Raw genomic sequence first — 14,412 nt, 5'->3', positions numbered from 1 at the left:
TGAGGGAGGGATTCGAACCCTCGATACGTTGCCGTATACACACTTTCCAGGCGTGCTCCTTCAGCCACTCGGACACCTCACCAAATTTTGGTCTGGGGTTTAACGTGTTCAGCCAACACGTGTTCGCTGCGCTGTTTCGCTGGAACGGGGCGTAATTTAGGGGAAAGCCCCGCCCGCGTCAACGGCTTTTTTCACCTGGCGAACCGTTCGAACACTTAATGCACAGATTCCGGTGCGACCTGGATTTCCGGCAGGTTGAGGAAGCCGGAACGTTCGCATTCAGCAACCAGTTCGTGGGTAGCGGCGATGGTGCTTTGCACGAACAGCAGGAACTGCTCGACGCTGAGTCCGGCCTTGGTAAAGACGGTGTAGCCGACCACCAGCCGCGGCAGGTTGTCATCGATGATATCGAGGAACACCTTGAGGGAGGGGTACTGCATATTGAGCCGGCCCAGTTCGGCAACCAGCGGCAGCATTGCGGAGGGGCGCACTTCCAGCTCGGAGGAGAACAGCAGGCCTTCCTCTTCCACGAAGATCCGGCTCTCCTGAATACCATCGACCGACTGCAAAGAGACAATGTGGATACCGTGACACTGGTCGCAGACATAGTGCTCGATACGAGCCTGTTGCAACCAACGCATTATCATTTCGGAGCTGGGGATATTCATCATTTCCACGACAAGATTGGGATCAAGGGGCGCAGTCTAAACCAATTTGCTATCAACAAAAAGCACGCCAACCCGATAACCCTGCGGCTCGCTTCTTTTTGGCAAGCGCTATGCATATACTCAGCCAAATCCACGATGACGCTTGCCCCACAGGGGGCCCCATGACTATCCAAGAAAAGTATCGCCTTCATCTGAAATCACTCTCGGATGAGCTGCTCACCCTGCAAAAACCCATCCGCATTCTGGATGCCATCAAATGGCCACGCCATCTGCAGGATCGCTTTCAGGCAAGCGGTGGCAGGGAGCTGCCCGCTATCGACAGGCACTTCTATGATGCCCTCCCCCTCGGCTTCGATCCGCGCAACAAGTATCTGGAGCTCAAGGAGCTGCGGGACCGGATCCGCAGAAAACTGGGGCCACAGGACGATCTTGGCCGGATCCTGCAAGAGACGGTCGATCAGTACATGGTGGTGATCGAGATGCTGCGCCAGCGCGGCCAACCCGATTTTCAGCGTTACAGCCAGCTGCTTTATGGCTCTGCCAGCGATCACCTGCGTGGGGATCGCAAGACTCTCAAGGAGCTGGGCTCCCGCCTGTGCGATATCTTCTCCCTGCCCGGCGCCCGCCATCTGGTGCGCCCCTACCCCAAGGAGTTCGAAGGAGAAGCCGCGGTCGCCAAACTGCAGGGCAAGCTGTCGAGCTACTTCAGTGACGGCACTGTGCAGGTGAAGCTGAGCGATGGCATCGTCTCCGATGCCGCTGCCGGTGGCGACTACATCAAGCTCAACTCCCACGCCCGTTTCTCCGAGCTGGACTTGCAGGTGCTGGAGGTACATGAGGGCTGGGTCCATGTCGGCACCACCCTCAACGGTCGCCAGCAGCCTTATGCCACCTGGCTGAGCGCCGGTTCACCGCGGATCACCGCCTGTCAGGAGGGGCTGGCGGTCCTGATAGAGACCCTCACCTTCAGCTCTTTTCCGGATCGGGCCAAGCGTATCTCCGATCGGGTGATAGCCATCGACATGGCAGAGTGGGGCGCCGATTTTATCGAGGTGTTTCAGCACTTCGTGCAGCAGGGCACCAGCGAGCACGACGCCTACAAGATCACCCAGCGGGTCTTTCGTGGCGGCATGGTGGGCGGCGGCGCCTGCTTTACCAAGGATCTCTCCTACGTGCGTGGCTATGTGGAGACGGTCAATTTTATCCGCAGCGCCGTGCTGGAAGGGGTGCCCGAGATCCTGCCGATGCTGTTTGTCGGCAAGGTGACACTGGATGACATTCCGGTGCTCTATCAGCACTATCTGGAGGGGCTGATCGCCGCTCCCCGCTATTTGCCGCCGATGTTTCGCGATCTCACTGGCCTCTATGTCTGGTTCGGTTTTGCCTCCGGCATGTCACTGGTCGATATCGGCCGGGTACAGCACCATTTTCGCCAGCTGTTTCAACGCCTGCCGGTGGCCGACCCCATCATTGCGCCGGTGGATATCGAGATCGACTGAACCACAGCGATACAAGTTGGGGAAAATAAAAAGGGCGCCAGATTGGCGCCCTGCTCGACGATTCAAATATCGCAGCCGAATTACTTGTAGGCCCGACCTTCGAGATAGTGTTTGCGACAGAGCGATACATAGCGATCGTTGCCGCCGATCTCCACCTGTTCGCCATCACGCATCACCTGCCCCGCTTCGTTGACCCTGGAGTTCATGTGAGCCTTGTTGCCACACCAGCAGATGCTCTTCAGCTCTTCAAACTTGTCGGCCAGACAGAGCAGATGGTAGGAGCCCGGGAACAGCTCGCCGCGAAAATCGGTCTTGAGGCCATAGGCCATCACCGGAATATCCTGCTCATCGACGATGCGGGCCAACTGGTAGACCTGCTCACGGGTCAGGAACTGGGCCTCGTCCACGATAAAGACATCGATATGTTTCTTTGCATGGCGCGCTTTCACCATTTCAAACAGATCACAGCTGTCGCTGAACACGTCCACCTTCAGCTCAAGGCCAACCCGGGCACTGATCACTCCGACCCCGAAACGGTCATCGATGGCTGGTGTCATCGCCAGAGGATGCATGCCCCGCTCCAGATAGTTGAAGTGCGCCTGAATGAGCTGGGTGGATTTGCCTGAATTCATGGTGGCAAATTTGTAGTGCAGTGAAGCCATGATACTGTTCCGAAACTGAATTTATGGGGCGCATGCTAACCAAAGCCCCTGACAAAACCAAGGGGCCCGCGGGCCCCTTGCTCTATAAATGTTACGCGGTGGCCAGCACTGGCCGCGCTTTGGCCTTTTTCAGGTGATAGCCGGTAAAGAGCACGAACCAGAGGGCACTGACACTGAAACCGGCCAGGCTGGAGTGCATCAAGCCCATCGCCAGGTAACCGATGGCCGCACCGAAGGCGATGGCCAGTGCATAGGGCAGCTGGGTCATCACGTGATCGATGTGATGGCAACCGGCACCGGTGGCAGAGAGGATGCTGGTGCTGGAGATGGGCGAGCTGTGATCCCCGAATACCGAACCTGCCAGTACTGCGGCCAGCATCGGCAGCATCAGGCTGATGTCGCTGGCGGCGGCCATGTCACCGGCCAGCGGCAGCATGATGCCGAAGGTACCCCAGCTGGTACCGGTAGCAAACGCCATGGCACAGGAGAGGATAAAGACCACAGCAGGCAGCACTTCGATCGGCAGGTTACCGTTAGCCAGCGAAGCCAGGTACTTGCCGGTCTCCACGTCGCGCACCACGGCACCGATAGTCCAGGCAAACAGCAGGATGTTGATGGCTGGCAGCATGGCCATGACGCCTTGCGGAGCAGCCTTGATCCAGTTTTTGGCACCCAGCTTCAGGCGCATGGCCAGACCGATGGAGACCACCAGACTGCACAGGGCACCGTAGACCAGCGAAGAGCCGACGTTGGTATTTTCGAACGAACCGAGCACGCTGAACGACAGCCCTTTCTCGCTCAGCACCGCAGCACCTGAATCGATCATGAAATAGATGGTGGCGGCGGTCAGGGTCAGGATCGGCAGTACCATGTCGATCATGCCGCCGTTGCTCTCTTCCGGGCTCTCCATATCCAGACCGATGGGGCGACCCTTGGACTCATCCCACAGCTTGCCTTCCAGCGCCCACGCTTCGTGTTGACGCATCGGGCCAATATCGAGTTGGAATGCAATCACCACCAGCACCATGATCAGGGTGAAGACGGCGTAGAGGTTCATCGGGATCATCTCGACAAATGCCGCGATGGGGCTCTGTTCAGTCAGACCGTGGGCCGCCATGATGCCGCCAACCAGGGCGATGATATAAGCCCCCCAGGAGGAGATGGGCATCAGCACGCAGACCGGCGCCGCGGTGGAGTCCAGCAGATAGGCCAGTTTGGCACGGGAGATCTGGAAGCGGTCGGTGACCGGACGGCAGATGGCCCCCACCGACAGGCTGTGGAAGAAGTCATCGATAAAGAAGGCAAACACCATCATGCCAGTCAGCGCTTTGGCGCCCTTGCGGGTCTTGGCACGACGCTCGGCCCACTCGGCAAAGGCACGGGTCGCCCCGGAGACGCTCATCAGGCTGATGAGGCCACCCAGCAGCAGCATAAACAGGATCATGTTGACATTGTCACGATTGAGCGCGCCATCGACCCAGAAGATCTTGAGCACGGTATTCAACATGTAATGCAGGGATTCGAGGGGTGAAAACTGATTGAGCAGCAAACTGCCGGTGACGATGCCCACACCAAGGGACAGCAGCACGCGGCGGGTCATGATCGCCAGCGCGACAGCCAACAGGGGGGGAAGAACGGACCAACCGGAGTCGGCGAAATGACTAATGTCCATGATCTCTTTGCACCTAAAGATTACAGGTGGAGATCTACCGAGAGGATCTAAAGAAACAAAACCTATGGGGAGGTCATACTCCTCAGCCCCTTCAGGTAGCGCTCCATAGTGGATGACTATGGCAGTCCTGCACCTATTAGATGCAGAACCAGCAGCCCGGTATGATGGCCTGGCCACTTCGGCGCTGACTCCTTTCCTTGTGCATCACAGGCATCACCCTCCGCACAAATACTCATAGGCAGCGCGCCTCTACTTAAAGGTATTCGCCGCACATTTTATCGAGATGGCAGCTTATAGCAAGTTTTTTGATTAAATAGTCACGATAAACATATCTAGGTCGAAAAATGGTAGTCAAATGATGCAACAACGCCAGCTTTGACGCTATTTTCACCTACTGCGGTTTCATTGGCATCCAATCACCAAGCCTATTGCTGGCCATATTAAATATCTGTATTGATGTTCCCCACGGATATAATACTTAACCCGGCTTGACTTATTTAAATCACCAAGCAAGAATCAGCTGGAACATAATATTTTTCTCTGACTCGACGTGGTAACTCCTATGAATGAATTTTTAAAGGTACTGCTTAATATCCGCAGTCTGCGTGCGACCTGCCGCGAGCTTTCTCTGGAACAACTGGAAGAGGCACTGGAAAAACTCTCTGCGATCGTTGCTGAGCGTCAGCAGGATGAAGCTGCCGAGCGTCAGGCCCGTGAAGAGCATCTGCGGAAAATTAACGAATATAGCGAAATGCTGAAAGCCGCCGGTATTGACCCGGCAGAATTGGTAAGCGCTGTCGCGACCAACCCCGGCAAATCAGAAAAAGCCAAGCGGGCGCCACGTCCTGCCAAATATCGCTATCAGGATAATGGCGTAGAGAAAACCTGGACCGGCCAGGGCCGTATGCCTTCGGCTATTGCCAGCGCAGTGGCAGCAGGCAAATCACTGGAAGACTTTGCTATCTGATCTCAATCTCGTTGCTAATAAAAAACCTCGCCAAGGCGAGGTTTTTTATTGCCGCTTAAATGTGACATATCAGATAGCCGATTGCGGGCGATCTGCTGCCTTGACCCACAGCACTTCACGATCCCCTGCCACGCAGATGAGATAGCGGGCAACGGTAAAGAACCAGTCACTCATCCGGTTCAGATAGGGCAGCACCTCGGGATTGACCCGCTCTTCCCGGCTCAATGTCAGCAGCAAGCGCTCGCAATGACGCACCAGAGTACGCACCACATGTGCTTGCGCCGCGGCACGGGAACCACCGGGCAATATAAATTGGCGCAGCGGCGGCAATGGCTCACTATAACGATCTATCTGCTGTTCAAGGCGAGTTGTCCAAGCGGCATTAACCTGCCAAATCGATTCATTCTGGGCGTCACTGGAGAATGCCAACTCCCCCCCCAGATCAAACAACTCCTGTTGCAACAGCTGTAAATCAGCCAATAAGCAGAGCTCTTGCGACGGGACGTCACAAATCAGCAAGCCAATATGGGAGTTGAGCTCATCGATATAACCGTAGGTCTCGACCCGCAAATGATCCTTTGGCAACTGGATACCATCGGCCAGCCGGGTCATGCCCTTGTCGCCCTGCCTCGTATATATTCTCATACCGACATCCTGTTAATAATGGGAATAATCATGGATTCGAGTCCATTGAGTTTGATTTCGTAAGCCAACGCCAGCGTCTGGCCCAATTTACCCGCAGGAAAACCGCTGCGCGCCATCCACACCAGATAGGGCTCGGGAATATCGATGATACGCCGCCCCTGATATTTACCGTAAGGCATCTTGTTGGTCAGAGTCAGCAGCACCTGTTCGTCGGATAGCCAATCCATATTAATCAATATCCAGATATTTATGAGTCTGGATGGAGAGTCGCCAGTTACGCGCGATACAGGTATCCATCGCCAATTGGGTGGCCCTTGGCTTCTGGCTGATCGGCTGCAAGGCAATGACCACGTCCGGGCGCAGAGTTGCGGTCGCCAGTAGCGCATCCAGCTCTTCAATATGGTGCTTGGTGGCCACCGGATGCTTGATCTCGTTGGCCCGCTCCAGCGCCGAGACCAGCACAGGCAGCCCCCCTTTCATGCCAATTTTGGGGGAGACGGTCACCCAGGTCTGCTCATGGGTCTTGATCTCGCTGGTGCCACTGGTTTCAATCTGCACCTGATAACCCGCCGCCAGTAATGCTGACGAGAGTTCGTGCAGATCGTAGAGGCAGGGCTCGCCACCGGTGATCACCACATGGCGCGCCTGATAACCCAGATCGCTAAAGCTCTTGATAATCTGCGCGGTGCTAAGTTGGCTCCAACAATCGGATTCGTTGGAGCGATCCAGCACCGCCGCCTTGCCCACTTCACGAGCCGGATCAACAACCCAGGTATGACGGGTATCGCACCAGGGGCAGCCCACCGGGCAACCCTGCAGGCGAACAAAGATGGCGGGCAGGCCGGTAAAGATGCCCTCCCCCTGGATGGTCTGGAAAATCTCGTTGATTGGGTAGTGCATCTCGATCACGGCTTGTTGCAAAAGTCGCGGATTATACCCCAAGCCACGGCAAGACGCAGGCTCACTCTGCGCTTTTCTCACCCAGCCCGGTTTTCTCAAACAGTCTGGCCATGATACCCGCCTTGTCGGCCAGATAGTTGTTCAGGCCGCGACGGCGCAGTTCACACGCAGGACACGTGCCGCAACCGTCACCGGCAATGCCGTTGTAGCAGGTCAGGGTCTGCTGGCGCACCGTTTCGAGGTGACCATAGTGATCCGCCAGAGCCCAGGTCTCGGCCTTGTCGAGCCACATCAAGGGAGTTTCAAAACGGATGCCGCGATCCAACCCCAGCGACACCGCCTGATTGAGGGCCTTGACGAACTCGTCACGGCAATCGGGATAGCCGGAGAAGTCGGTCTCGCAGACACCGGTGATCACCGCTTCGGCGCCCACCTGATAGGCATAGATGGAAGCCAGGGTCAGGAACAGGATATTGCGACCCGGCACGAAGGTGTTGGGCAGGCCATTATCCTGCAGCTCGCAGCTGACCGGGATGTCGTCACGGGTCAGGGCAGAGACCGCCAGCTCATTGAGCAGCGTCACATCCATCACCTTGTGGGCGGCGATCCCCAGAGCACTGCCCAGACGACGCGCGGTGTCTATCTCTTCCCGATGGCGCTGGCCATAGTCAAAGGTGATGGCGTGCACTTCATCATACCGGGCCAATGCCTGCACCAGACAAGTAGTGCTGTCCTGACCGCCGCTGAAAACCACGACTGCTTTTTTCATCTTGATAACTCCTTGAATTGTCACGCGCGGCGGCCTTCGGCAAAGTCCTGCCACTGGGTATTCAACCGATTGAACAGGGTCAGCAAGGGCGTATAGCGCTCCGGCCTCCCCTCCCACCGGGACAAGAGGTGATAGCCCGCCTCTATGGTAGAGAGGGCATCGGGAAAGGGTTTCTTGCGAATGGCATATTGACCGGCAATGGCACCAATGCCAATGCGGGGCAAGCGGGCCAGTGCCGGGTTGCTCTGCAACATGCGATAGGCTTTGCGCCAGGTGCCGTCAAGCAAGATAAAGGCGACTGATGCGGAGCCAGAGGATTCACTCTCCCACTGCTGGCGAAGATCGGTCAGCGAAATGGCATCCTCATCCGGCCAGAGCAAATAATAACGACGGGATTGGTCAGCCAGCAGCACATTGAGCCACTCATCGCGGGAAAAGTCCTCCCCCACATGGATCTCGCACTGTTGCAAAGAGGCCGCCAGCAGCGCCGCAGTCCCCTTGGGATGTGCCACCTCGTTGGGGTGCTGCAAGATGTAGAGGGGCGTGTGATTGTCAACCGGCACAATATAATCGCACAGGCAGGCTTTGAGGGCTCGGGTGCAACGTGTACAGTATCGACTGTTCTTGTCGTTGGACTGTTTCATGTTGTCAGACAAATCTGGATTGCTCTGGGTTATCACGCTCTCTCTCACCAGCTTGCTACTCTTCTTTACCGTTCCCAATCTTCAGCTCTCCTTCGATCGGCCCTTGATCGCCGGGGGCGAAGGGTGGCGGATCATAACAGGCAATCTGGCTCATACCAATCTGTGGCACCTGCTGCTCAATCTGGGCGGCCTCGCCATCCTCTATAGCCTGTTTCGCGACTATCTGGGTGGGGCTCGCCTGCCGCTGCTGATGTTGCTGCTCTGGCTGGCAGTGGGCTTGGGGATCTGGTGGTGGTGCCCGCAGACCCAGTGGTACATGGGACTATCCGGCTCGCTGCATGGTCTGTTTGTCTGGGGGGCAATGCAGGATATCCGCCACGGACGCCGCACGTCGGGCTGGCTACTGTTGGCAGGGATGGGGCTCAAGCTGGCGATGGACTTCTACAACGCAGGAGAGAGCCCGATATCCACCCTGATCAATGCCAAGGTACACATCGGCTCTCATCTTATCGGGGCCGGTGTAGGCCTGTTACTCGGCCTGCACCGCGTATCACTGAGTGAGCCTGTTACGCACCAGCCAGCTCGGCATTGATGCTGGCCAGCATGGCGGCCGGATCGACAGCCTGCGTAATGGGGCGACCGATAACCAGATAATCGGACCCCGCCTCGACCGCCGCTTTCGGTGTCATCACCCGGCGCTGATCCCCGGCCGCTGAACCGGTCGGGCGAATACCCGGGGTCACCAGCTTGAAATCTTCGCCCAGCAAGGCTTTCAACTCATGGGCCTCGTTGGCAGAGCAGACCACCCCATCCAGACCGGATGTTTTGGTCAAGGTAGCCAGCCGGATCACCTGCTCGGCGGGGCTTACATCCAGACCAAGAGGGATCATGTCGGACTGCTCCATGCTGGTCAGCACGGTCACACCGATAAGCAGGGGGGCCTTGTCGCCATAAGGCAGTAGCGCCTCTTTGGCGGCACGCATCATCCGCTCACCGCCACTGGCATGCACGTTGACCATCCAGACACCGAGCTCGGCACTGGCTGCCACCGCTTTGGCAACGGTATTGGGAATATCGTGAAACTTCAGATCCAGAAAGACATCGAATCCCTTGGCCACCAGCTGGCGTACAAACTGCGGGCCAAACAGGGTAAACATCTCCTTGCCTACCTTGAGACGGCACTGGGCCGGAGAGATACGTTCAACGAACGCTAAGGCATCTGCCTCGTGCTGATAATCCAGCGCTACCAGTACTTTGGGATCTTGCATCTCACATCCTATTGCTTGTTATTCACCGTCCAGACCGCGGATCGGCTTGATGGAACCCCACTGGCGACAAGACGGGCACTGCCAGAACAACGAGTGAGTGGCAAAGCCGCACTGCCGACACTTGTGGGTTGACTTGATTTTTATCTGCTCGCCGACCAGCTGTTGCAGCAGTTCGAGGCTCTCCTTGGCAGGCCCCTCCTCCGCACTGGCCAGTTGAAAACCCACCAACTGGTAAAAACCTTTCATCGAGGGATGACGACGCAGCTGACGCAGCACCAGTGAACGGGCCTGGCTCAGGCCATCACGCTCTTCAACCAGCTTGGCAAGGGCCAGGGTCACGCTGACACCGGCGTGATCTTCCACTGCCTTCTCAAGCAGCGGGATCAACGCAGGCGTGCGCCCCAACTGCTGATAGCACTCGAGCAATTTGGGCATCGCCTCGGAGGCAAAGTCGATATCCTGCTCGAACACCCGCAGCAGCTCTTTGCTGGCCTGCTCATACTCCCCTTCCGCCATGGCAAGCTCAGCGAGGCGCAAACTGGCCCGGGCACATGCCGGATTGATACTGAGCGCCCGTTTGAGCTTGGCCAGCCCCTCCCCTTTATTGCCCTCACGCAGCGCGATCTCGGCTTGTTCGCAATAGAAATGGGAGATGGGGTCGGCCAGCTTCTTGCCCTGGAATTTTTGCAGACGAACCGCCACATCGATGGCCTTGTCCCAATCCCGCAACTGCTGATGGATGATCAACAGCTGTGCCAGCGCCGTCTCTTCATAGTCGCTGTCGTCACACAGCTCATTCCAGAGTGCTTCAGCACGGTCGAGCAGACCGGCAGCAAGAAAGTCGCGCGCAAGCTCCTGCAGGGCAAGCTGTCGCTGCTCCCGGGTCAGTTGGCGGGTTACCAGGTTCTGGTGGATCTTGATGGCACGATCGACCTCCCCACGCTGGCGAAACAGGTTGCCGAGGGAGAGGTGTGTTTCGATGGTTTCACTGTCCACCTCAAGCAGTTGGATAAAGAGATCCACCGCCTTGTCGGATTCATCGGACAGCAAATAGTTGAGGCCCGCCACATACTGGCGGGAAAACTGGTTACTCTGTTTTTGGGTGTCCTGGCGAACACTCCTGCGACCCATGTACCAGCCATAACCGGCGGCGATGGGTAACAGCAGGAAAAGCAGTTCAAGCATTGAGGAACATTATTCCTTACCCGGTGACCGGGCCAGCTCCAACTCGCGGGATTGACGACGCATGGTGCGGTTGAGGGTGCGGTTTTGCATTTTCAGGCGCAGGAACAGCAGGCCGAATACCAGCCAGCCCAGCAAAAAACCGCCAGCGAAGAAGAAGCCCAACAGCATGGCAAGTGAAAACTCACCCTGAGCGATCAGGTAATTGAACTGAACCAGCTGGCCATTTTGTGAGCCCAGCGCCAGGGTCAGAACAAACACCAGCACCAGCGGAATGAGGGCCAAAATACGCTTCATAAGAGCTCCCTGTCAGTATCTAATGAGAGGCTGATTATCCTTAAAATCGCAGGCAGACTCTAGAGTGAATGGGAAAAGAGTTTAAGAAACAAGACGATTGGCACAGGAATCGGTGCCGAAAAGAAAAAAGGCATACCCGAGGTATGCCCATTTCTGCATTATTCAATGATGTTGACGCGCTCGCGCAACTCTTTACCAGGTTTGAAGTGCGGGACATATTTCCCGGTCAGTTCAACCTTGTCCCCAGTCTTGGGGTTGCGGCCCACACGGGGCGCACGATAGTGCAGTGAAAAACTGCCAAATCCGCGGATTTCAATCCGGTCGCCGTTTTGCAAGGTCGACGCCATCTGCTCAAGGATCTCCTTGATGGCGGCTTCGACATCCTTGGCCGGCATATGCATGCGGCTGGCTGCCAGTTGTTCGATGAGATCTGATTTGGTCATAACGTTAAATCTCCTTCCCCGATCACATGCAATATTCATTTTGCCAGGATAAAAAAGGGCGGCGCAATGCCGCCCTTTTCTTGCATCAAGGATTACTCACCCTTGGCGGCTTTGAACGCTTCCATCATAGCATTGCTGAACACAACTTCTTCTTGTTGGTTCAGGTTATCGATAGCAACACGCTCATCAGCCTCGTCCTTAGCACGGACAGACAGGCTTACGGTGCGGTTCTTACGATCAACGCCCATGAATTTAGCTTCAACTTCGTCACCAACAGACAGCACCAGAGTGGCGTCTTCTACGCGGTCACGAGCAGCGTCGGAGGCACGCAGGTAGCCTTCTACGCCATCAGCCAGTTCGATAACGGCACCTTTGGCATCAACCTCGGTAACCTTACCCTTCACGATAGCACCTTTCTTGTTGTCAGCCAGGTACTTGTTGAACGGGTCTTCTTCGATCTGCTTGACACCCAGGGAGATGCGCTCACGCTCCGGATCCACTTGCAGAACAACGGCTTCGATCTCGTCGCCTTTCTTGAATTCACGCACGGCTTCTTCGCCCTGGTTGTTCCAGGAGATGTCAGACAGGTGAACCAGGCCGTCGATGCCGCCATCCAGACCGATGAAGATACCGAAGTCAGTGATGGACTTGATCTTGCCGGAAACACGGTCGCCTTTGGCGTGAGTTTCGGCAAACAGCTGCCACGGGTTGGATTTGCACTGCTTCAGACCCAGAGAGATACGACGACGCTCTTCGTCGATGTCCAGAACCATCACGTCAACCACGTCGCCAACGTTAACAACTTTGGACGGGTGGATGTTCTTGTTGGTCCAATCCATCTCGGATACGTGTACCAGGCCTTCAACGCCTTCTTCGATTTCAACGAAGCAGCCGTAGTCGGTCAGGTTGGTCACGCGGCCAGACAGACGGGTGGTCTCCGGGTAACGCTTGGCGATAGCAACCCAGGGATCTTCGCCCAGCTGCTTCAGACCCAGGGATACACGAGTACGCTCGCGGTCGAACTTCAGAACCTTGACAGCGATCTCGTCGCCAACGTTGACGATTTCGGAAGGATGCTTAACGCGCTTCCACGCCATGTCGGTGATGTGCAGCAGGCCGTCAACACCGCCCAGATCTACGAATGCACCGTAGTCGGTCAGGTTCTTGACGATACCCTTAACTTCTTGACCTTCTTGCAGGTTAGCCAGCAGGCTTTCGCGCTCGGAGGTGTTCTCGGTCTCGATCACGGCACGACGGGAAACAACAACGTTGTTGCGCTTCTGGTCCAGCTTGATGACTTTGAACTCGAGTTCTTTGTTTTCCAGGTGAGCGGTGTCACGGATCGGACGCACGTCAACCAGAGAACCCGGCAGGAAGGCACGGATGCCGTTCAGTTCAACGGTGAAACCACCCTTGACCTTGCCGTTGATGATACCGATAACGGTAGCTTGCTCTTCGTAAGCCTTCTCAAGCTGCAGCCAGGCTTCGTGGCGCTTGGCTTTTTCGCGGGACAGCTTGGTTTCGCCGAAACCATCTTCGATAGAGTCCAGAGCCACGTCAACGGTGTCGCCGACGTTGATTTCCAGCTCGCCCATGGCGTTCTTGAATTCTTCAGCCGGGATAGCGGACTCGGATTTCAGACCGGCGTCAACCAGTACGAAACCGTTCTCGATAGCAACGACAGTACCCTTGACGATGGAACCTTGACGGGTTTCAACGGCGTTCAGGGACTCTTCAAAGAGTTGAGCAAAAGATTCGATCATTGTTTATGTCACAAATGAAACATCCACTTGCAATCCGGCACAAGCGGGGCTGTTTTAAATAATCTGCGCCATCCTTGGTGCAGACGACCGGATGTCAGCTTGCGCTGGCATCACCAAGTTGTTGCTCTGCATAGGCGAGTACTGTTGCCAGCACTTCATCTATGGTCATGGCGGTAGAGTCTACCACCAGAGCATCTTCTGCCGGTTTCAGGGGTGCAGTAGCGCGATTTCTGTCGCGATCGTCACGTTCCCGAATCTCGGTTAAAAGACGCTCAAAGTTAACATCAAAGCCCTTATCTTGCAACTGCTTATAGCGACGCTGGGCCCGTTCTTCGGCACTGGCGTCGAGGAAAATCTTCACCTCGGCCTCGGGGAAAACAACTGTGCCCATGTCACGACCATCGGCAATCAGACCCGGGGCCTGACGAAAAGCACGCTGACGGCGCAGCAAGGCTTCGCGCACCCGGGGGAAGGCGGCGATTTTACTGGCAGCATTACCCACTTCTTCGGTGCGGATGGTGCGGGAGACATCTTCCCCTTCCAGGATCACCTTGACCAAATCGCCCTCAACCTGAAATTGCACATCCAGATTGGCAGCCAGCGGCACCAGTGAGGCTTCACTGTCCAGCTCTACATCGTGATGCAGGGCGGCCAGGGACAACACCCGATAGATGGCGCCCGAGTCCAGCAAGTGCCAACCCAGCTTCTCAGCAAGCAGCTGACACAAGGTGCCTTTACCTGCACCACTGGGGCCATCAATTGTCATTACGGGGGCCATCTGAGGCATAACTTCTCTCCTGCACTGTGTTGCTCCCATCCCGAAGGGGTGGGTTAATGGGCGCCGATTATACCCGAATGTGGTGAGCCTGGCAGTCATCAATCCGCACAAAGGGCCAAAACTCCGACGGACAGCTGTGCTTGTATCTCATTTGGAGATTTCATTAAGCAATGCAGGAACTTGTTCTTATGGTCGTTCCTGACAAGGCGCGCTAAACTGGCCCCCTTTTTTGAGCCGTTAGTAGTAAGGAGCAAC

17 protein-coding genes and 1 riboswitch are annotated in these 14,412 nt (G+C 56.2%); of the genes, 3 read left to right on the top strand and 14 right to left on the bottom strand.

The features are described 5' to 3' along the window. Nucleotides 1-215: 215 nt before the first annotated feature. Nucleotides 216-671, bottom strand: a complete 456-nt coding sequence (locus tag AB5Y86_RS01910; RefSeq protein ID WP_368191910.1) for a YbjN domain-containing protein — start codon at nucleotides 669-671, stop codon at nucleotides 216-218. Nucleotides 672-829: 158 nt separating this feature from the next. Between AB5Y86_RS01910 and AB5Y86_RS01905 the strand changes: the two genes are divergently transcribed. Continuing rightward, the gene (locus tag AB5Y86_RS01905) at nucleotides 830-2,167 is read left to right on the top strand and encodes a flavohemoglobin expression-modulating QEGLA motif protein (RefSeq protein ID WP_368191908.1); all 1,338 of its coding nucleotides are present in this window, start codon (nucleotides 830-832) and stop codon (nucleotides 2,165-2,167) included. Between the two features lie 80 nt (nucleotides 2,168-2,247). On the opposite strand, the gene AB5Y86_RS01900 is transcribed toward AB5Y86_RS01905, so the two are convergent. After that, the gene (locus AB5Y86_RS01900) at nucleotides 2,248-2,829 is read right to left on the bottom strand and encodes a thymidine kinase (protein ID WP_005351181.1); all 582 of its coding nucleotides are present in this window, start codon (nucleotides 2,827-2,829) and stop codon (nucleotides 2,248-2,250) included. Nucleotides 2,830-2,920: 91 nt separating this feature from the next. Beyond that, the gene (locus tag AB5Y86_RS01895; protein WP_368191906.1) at nucleotides 2,921-4,501 is read right to left on the bottom strand and encodes a Na+/H+ antiporter NhaC family protein; all 1,581 of its coding nucleotides are present in this window, start codon (nucleotides 4,499-4,501) and stop codon (nucleotides 2,921-2,923) included. Between the two features lie 88 nt (nucleotides 4,502-4,589). Beyond that, nucleotides 4,590-4,761: riboswitch (Lysine riboswitch) on the bottom strand. 302 nt (nucleotides 4,762-5,063) lie between these two features. Here AB5Y86_RS01895 and AB5Y86_RS01890 point away from each other — a divergent pair. Beyond that, the gene (locus AB5Y86_RS01890; protein WP_005337123.1) at nucleotides 5,064-5,468 is read left to right on the top strand and encodes an H-NS family nucleoid-associated regulatory protein; all 405 of its coding nucleotides are present in this window, start codon (nucleotides 5,064-5,066) and stop codon (nucleotides 5,466-5,468) included. Nucleotides 5,469-5,537: 69 nt separating this feature from the next. On the opposite strand, the gene AB5Y86_RS01885 is transcribed toward AB5Y86_RS01890, so the two are convergent. The 5 genes from AB5Y86_RS01885 to AB5Y86_RS01865 form a co-directional block, all read right to left on the bottom strand. Next, nucleotides 5,538-6,113, bottom strand: a complete 576-nt coding sequence (locus AB5Y86_RS01885) for a cob(I)yrinic acid a,c-diamide adenosyltransferase (protein WP_026034843.1) — start codon at nucleotides 6,111-6,113, stop codon at nucleotides 5,538-5,540. Beyond that, entirely contained in the window at nucleotides 6,110-6,340 is a 231-nt protein-coding gene (locus AB5Y86_RS01880; RefSeq protein ID WP_005337126.1) for a DUF3820 family protein, read from the bottom strand. Before AB5Y86_RS01880 ends, AB5Y86_RS01885 begins: the two co-directional genes overlap by 4 nt. A gap of 1 nt (nucleotide 6,341) precedes the next feature. Next, on the bottom strand, nucleotides 6,342-7,013 hold the full coding sequence (queE, locus tag AB5Y86_RS01875) for a 7-carboxy-7-deazaguanine synthase QueE (protein WP_368191904.1): 672 nt from the start codon (nucleotides 7,011-7,013) through the stop codon (nucleotides 6,342-6,344). 61 nt (nucleotides 7,014-7,074) lie between these two features. Next, nucleotides 7,075-7,782: a 7-cyano-7-deazaguanine synthase QueC gene (gene queC / locus AB5Y86_RS01870; RefSeq protein ID WP_368191902.1), complete on the bottom strand. Its 708-nt coding sequence runs from the start codon at nucleotides 7,780-7,782 to the stop codon at nucleotides 7,075-7,077. 20 nt (nucleotides 7,783-7,802) lie between these two features. Further along, a complete protein-coding gene (locus AB5Y86_RS01865) occupies nucleotides 7,803-8,426 on the bottom strand; it encodes a tRNA-uridine aminocarboxypropyltransferase (protein WP_139734161.1) in 624 nt (207 codons plus the stop codon). Here AB5Y86_RS01865 and rrtA point away from each other — a divergent pair. Continuing rightward, nucleotides 8,425-9,018 (top strand): rhombosortase, encoded by a 594-nt coding sequence (gene rrtA, locus AB5Y86_RS01860; RefSeq protein ID WP_368191900.1) that lies wholly within the window; start codon nucleotides 8,425-8,427, stop codon nucleotides 9,016-9,018. The two genes, AB5Y86_RS01865 and rrtA, sit on opposite strands and share 2 nt — an antisense overlap. Here rrtA and pyrF read toward each other — a convergent pair. The 6 genes from pyrF to cmk all read right to left on the bottom strand — a co-directional run bounded on the left by pyrF (nucleotide 8,993) and on the right by cmk (nucleotide 14,166). Then, entirely contained in the window at nucleotides 8,993-9,694 is a 702-nt protein-coding gene (pyrF, locus tag AB5Y86_RS01855) for an orotidine-5'-phosphate decarboxylase (RefSeq protein WP_323894728.1), read from the bottom strand. The two genes, rrtA and pyrF, sit on opposite strands and share 26 nt — an antisense overlap. 18 nt (nucleotides 9,695-9,712) lie before the next feature. Then, nucleotides 9,713-10,879, bottom strand: a complete 1,167-nt coding sequence (gene lapB / locus AB5Y86_RS01850; RefSeq protein WP_005346478.1) for a lipopolysaccharide assembly protein LapB — start codon at nucleotides 10,877-10,879, stop codon at nucleotides 9,713-9,715. 9 nt (nucleotides 10,880-10,888) lie between these two features. Next, the gene (locus tag AB5Y86_RS01845) at nucleotides 10,889-11,173 is read right to left on the bottom strand and encodes a LapA family protein (RefSeq protein WP_005337143.1); all 285 of its coding nucleotides are present in this window, start codon (nucleotides 11,171-11,173) and stop codon (nucleotides 10,889-10,891) included. A 158-nt stretch (nucleotides 11,174-11,331) separates the two neighbouring features. Then, on the bottom strand, nucleotides 11,332-11,616 hold the full coding sequence (ihfB, locus tag AB5Y86_RS01840; RefSeq protein ID WP_005299934.1) for an integration host factor subunit beta: 285 nt from the start codon (nucleotides 11,614-11,616) through the stop codon (nucleotides 11,332-11,334). 92 nt (nucleotides 11,617-11,708) lie between these two features. After that, the gene (rpsA, locus tag AB5Y86_RS01835; RefSeq protein WP_005337148.1) at nucleotides 11,709-13,379 is read right to left on the bottom strand and encodes a 30S ribosomal protein S1; all 1,671 of its coding nucleotides are present in this window, start codon (nucleotides 13,377-13,379) and stop codon (nucleotides 11,709-11,711) included. A 94-nt stretch (nucleotides 13,380-13,473) separates the two neighbouring features. Beyond that, nucleotides 13,474-14,166: a (d)CMP kinase gene (cmk, locus tag AB5Y86_RS01830; protein ID WP_019444698.1), complete on the bottom strand. Its 693-nt coding sequence runs from the start codon at nucleotides 14,164-14,166 to the stop codon at nucleotides 13,474-13,476. Between the last annotated feature and the right edge of the window lie 246 nt (nucleotides 14,167-14,412).

It is taken from the genome of Aeromonas sp. s8, assembly GCF_040907785.1.
GTDB lineage: Bacteria > Pseudomonadota > Gammaproteobacteria > Enterobacterales > Aeromonadaceae > Aeromonas > Aeromonas veronii.
The sequence above is the reverse complement of the archived record's forward strand: the minus strand, read 5'-3'. Positions and strand labels throughout refer to the sequence as shown.

Bases quoted from the DNA above. Each gene is read 5' to 3' on its own strand.
- pyrF (WP_323894728.1), bottom strand. From the start codon at position 9,694: ATGCAAGATCCCAAAGTACTGGTAGCGCTGGATTATCAGCACGAGGCA.
- queE (WP_368191904.1), bottom strand. From the start codon at position 7,013: ATGCACTACCCAATCAACGAGATTTTCCAGACCATCCAGGGGGAGGGC.
- AB5Y86_RS01845 (WP_005337143.1), bottom strand. From the start codon at position 11,173: ATGAAGCGTATTTTGGCCCTCATTCCGCTGGTGCTGGTGTTTGTTCTG.
- AB5Y86_RS01895 (WP_368191906.1), bottom strand. From the start codon at position 4,501: ATGGACATTAGTCATTTCGCCGACTCCGGTTGGTCCGTTCTTCCCCCC.
- lapB (WP_005346478.1), bottom strand. From the start codon at position 10,879: ATGCTTGAACTGCTTTTCCTGCTGTTACCCATCGCCGCCGGTTATGGC.
- AB5Y86_RS01880 (WP_005337126.1), bottom strand. From the start codon at position 6,340: ATGGATTGGCTATCCGACGAACAGGTGCTGCTGACTCTGACCAACAAG.
- queC (WP_368191902.1), bottom strand. From the start codon at position 7,782: ATGAAAAAAGCAGTCGTGGTTTTCAGCGGCGGTCAGGACAGCACTACT.
- AB5Y86_RS01910 (WP_368191910.1), bottom strand. From the start codon at position 671: ATGATGAATATCCCCAGCTCCGAAATGATAATGCGTTGGTTGCAACAG.
- AB5Y86_RS01905 (WP_368191908.1), top strand. From the start codon at position 830: ATGACTATCCAAGAAAAGTATCGCCTTCATCTGAAATCACTCTCGGAT.
- AB5Y86_RS01865 (WP_139734161.1), bottom strand. From the start codon at position 8,426: ATGAAACAGTCCAACGACAAGAACAGTCGATACTGTACACGTTGCACC.
- AB5Y86_RS01890 (WP_005337123.1), top strand. From the start codon at position 5,064: ATGAATGAATTTTTAAAGGTACTGCTTAATATCCGCAGTCTGCGTGCG.
- ihfB (WP_005299934.1), bottom strand. From the start codon at position 11,616: ATGACCAAATCAGATCTCATCGAACAACTGGCAGCCAGCCGCATGCAT.
- AB5Y86_RS01900 (WP_005351181.1), bottom strand. From the start codon at position 2,829: ATGGCTTCACTGCACTACAAATTTGCCACCATGAATTCAGGCAAATCC.
- cmk (WP_019444698.1), bottom strand. From the start codon at position 14,166: ATGCCTCAGATGGCCCCCGTAATGACAATTGATGGCCCCAGTGGTGCA.
- rrtA (WP_368191900.1), top strand. From the start codon at position 8,425: ATGTTGTCAGACAAATCTGGATTGCTCTGGGTTATCACGCTCTCTCTC.
- AB5Y86_RS01885 (WP_026034843.1), bottom strand. From the start codon at position 6,113: ATGAGAATATATACGAGGCAGGGCGACAAGGGCATGACCCGGCTGGCC.
- rpsA (WP_005337148.1), bottom strand. From the start codon at position 13,379: ATGATCGAATCTTTTGCTCAACTCTTTGAAGAGTCCCTGAACGCCGTT.